At 77.1% G+C, this 3,046-nt stretch carries 1 protein-coding gene; it reads left to right on the forward strand.

Annotated elements, in window-relative coordinates; translation table 11 throughout:
• A partial coding sequence (locus NBW84_RS23660; RefSeq protein ID WP_250287540.1) for a type I polyketide synthase occupies positions 1–3,046 on the forward strand: 3,046 nt, incomplete at both ends.

A 3,046-nucleotide genomic window follows, 5' to 3' on the forward strand; every position in this document is an offset into this window, starting at 1 on the left:
ACAACCCTCACCAACACCAGCAGCGACAGCGGCGACGAAACCACCGGCGACAGCACCGACAGCCGCACCGCCCCCGTCACCGTCCCCCTGCTGCGCCGCAACCGGCCCGAAACGGCCACCCTGCTCACCGCGCTCGCCACCGCACACACCCACGGCACCCCCGTCACCTGGCCCGCCGTGTTCGCCGGCCTCGGCGCACGCACCGTCGGCCTGCCCAACTACCCCTTCCAGCGCCAGCGCTTCTGGCTGCCCCCCGCCACCACCAGCGGCGACCCCAGCGCGCTGGGCCTCACCCCCACCCGCCACCCGCTCCTGCAGGCCACCCTCACTCCCGCCGACACCGACCAGGCCATCCTCACCGGCCGGCTCTCCCTGCACACCCACCCCTGGCTCGCCGACCACGTCGTGCACGCCACGGTCGTGGTGCCCGGCACGGCATTCGTCGAGCTGGCCGTGCGGGCCGGGGACGAGGTGGGCCTCGACGCGGTCGAGGAACTCGTCCTGGAGGCGCCGCTGACCCTGCCGGCGCGCGGGGCGGTCGAGATCCAGGTCGTGGTGGCGGCACCGGACGGGACGGGGAAGCGCACGTTCGGCGTGTACGCCCGGCCCGCCATCGACGGGGACACCCCCGCGGACTGGACCCGCCACGCCACCGGCCTGCTGGCATCCGCCGGCCTGCCGGCAGCCGACGGACGGCCGGCGGACGGCCGGCCATGGCCGCTGGAGCAGCCGGAGCGGGCGGTGTTCGACACGCTGGCGCCGACGGCCTGGCCCCCCGCGGACGCCACCGCCGTCGACCCGGACGACGTGTACGCGCAGCTCACCGCGGCCGGGCTGGCCTACGGCCCGCTCTTTCGCGGCACGAGCGCGGTGTGGCGGCGCGCGGGCGAGGTCTTCGCCGAGGTCGAGCTGCCGGAAGGGGTACGCGGGGACGCCGGGCGCTTCGGCATCCACCCCGCGCTGCTCGACGCCGCCCTGCACGCCGCCGTCCTGACCGCGCCCGAGGGCGGGCGCGCCACCGCGGGCGGCGCGTCCGAGGGCCGGGTGCCCTTCGCCTGGTCGGGGGTACGGCTGCACTCCGCCGGCGCGGTCGCGCTGCGGCTGCGGATCGCCGGTGACGGCGACAGCGTGGCCGTGCACGCGGCCGACAGCACCGGCGCGCCGGTTGTCTCCGTCCGTTCGCTGCTGTCCCGGCCGGTCAGCGCCGCGCAGGTCGGCGCGGCGCGGCGCGAGGCCCACCGGGACTCGCTGTTCGCCGTCGACTGGGCCGTTATCGGCCTGCCGGCCACCGCCGACCTGCCTGCCATCACCGACCGCTACCAGGTGCTCGGCAGCGATGATCACCCGCTGCTGACCACGCTGCGCGCGGCCGGGGTGGACGCCCGGGCCGCCACGGACCTCGCCGGGCTGGGCACGACCGAGCCCGAACTCGTCCTCGCCCCCGTGACCACGTCCGACGCGGCCGCTACCAGCACAGCCGCTACCAGCACAGCCGCTACCAGCACAGCCGCTACCGACGCGGCAGCGTCCGGCACAGCCACTTCTGGCGCGGTCGCGTCCGGCACGGCCACTTCCGACGCGGCCACTTCCGACGCGGCTGCGTCCGGTTCTCGTGGGACGGCGGCAGCGGCGCACGCTGTCACCCACCGTGTGCTCGAGCTGGTGCAGGGGTGGCTGGCCGAGCCGCGCGACCCGGGGTCGAAGCTGGTGCTGGTGACCTGCGGCGCCGTGCCGGCCGGCGGGCAGATCCCCGATCCCGCCGTAGCGGCCGGCTGGGGGCTGGTCCGCTCGGCGCAGTCCGAGCACCCGGGCCGGTTCGTCCTGCTCGACCTCGACCCGCTGGACAGCGTCCTGCTCGACGCGGACCCGCCGGAGATCGACCTGCCGGCCGTGCTCGCCACGGCGCTGGCGACCGACGAGCCGCAGCTCGCCGTCCGCGGCGGCACGCTCACTGTCCCCCGCCTGGTCCGGGCCCCGGCCCCATCGGCACAGCCGGCGGTGGAAGCGTCGGCGGAGGCAGCGCTCGACCCGGACGGGACCGTGCTGATCACGGGTGGTACCGGGGCGCTGGGCGGGCTGCTGGCCCGCCACCTGGTGGCCCGGCACGGCGTGCGCCACCTGCTGCTCACCAGCCGCCGCGGCCTCGCCGCCGCAGGCGCGGAGCAGCTGCGCGACGATCTCACCGCCCTCGGCGCGTCGGTGACGGTCGCCGCCGTCGACGTCACCGACCGGGAGGCGCTGGCCGGCCTGCTCGCCGCGATCCCCGCCGGGCGCCCGCTGACCGCGGTCGTGCACGCCAGCGGCGTCATCGATGACGGTGTCGTCACCGCGCTCACCGCGGACCGTCTCGATGCCGTGCTGGCGCCCAAGGCGGACGCCGCCTGGCACCTGCACGAGCTGACTCGCGGTGCCGGCCTGGCCGCGTTCGTGCTGTTCTCGTCGGCCGCCGGCATCCTCGGCAGCCCCGGCCAGGGCAACTACGCGGCGGCCAACGCCTTCCTCGACGCGCTGGCCGGCTACCGCCGCGGGCACGGCCTGCCGGCGACGTCGCTGGCCTGGGGGCTGTGGGCCGGCGCCAGCGGGATCACCGGCGAGCTCACCGACGCCGACCGCGAGCGCATCGCCCGCGCCGGCCTGCGCCCGCTGTCCGCGCGGGACGGGCTCGACCTCTTCGACGCCGCCCTCGGCGCCCGCCCCACCGCCACCGCCACCACCGCGGGCACAGGCAGCGGTCCGGACGCGACTGTTCCCGGCACCGCTACCCGCGGGAAAGCCAGCACCATCGGGAACGCCGACGCAGATGCGGGTACCGGCACCATCGGTAACGCCGACAGCGCCGGGGACGCCGACACGGGCGAAACGGGCGAAAAAGCCAGCGTGGGCGGGACCGGCGGTGTGGAGCGGGCGCTGCTCGCACCCGTCCACCTTGATCTGGCTGTGCTGCGCGGCCGGGCCGCCGAGCACGGGGTGCCGGCGCTGCTGCGCGGCCTGGTCCGGCCGGCCCGGCGGGCGGCCCGCTCCGCCGGACCGGCGGCCGCCGGATCAC

It is taken from the genome of Protofrankia sp. CiP1_Cm_nod2 (assembly GCF_920664355.1).
Taxonomy (GTDB): domain Bacteria; phylum Actinomycetota; class Actinomycetes; order Frankiales; family Frankiaceae; genus Protofrankia.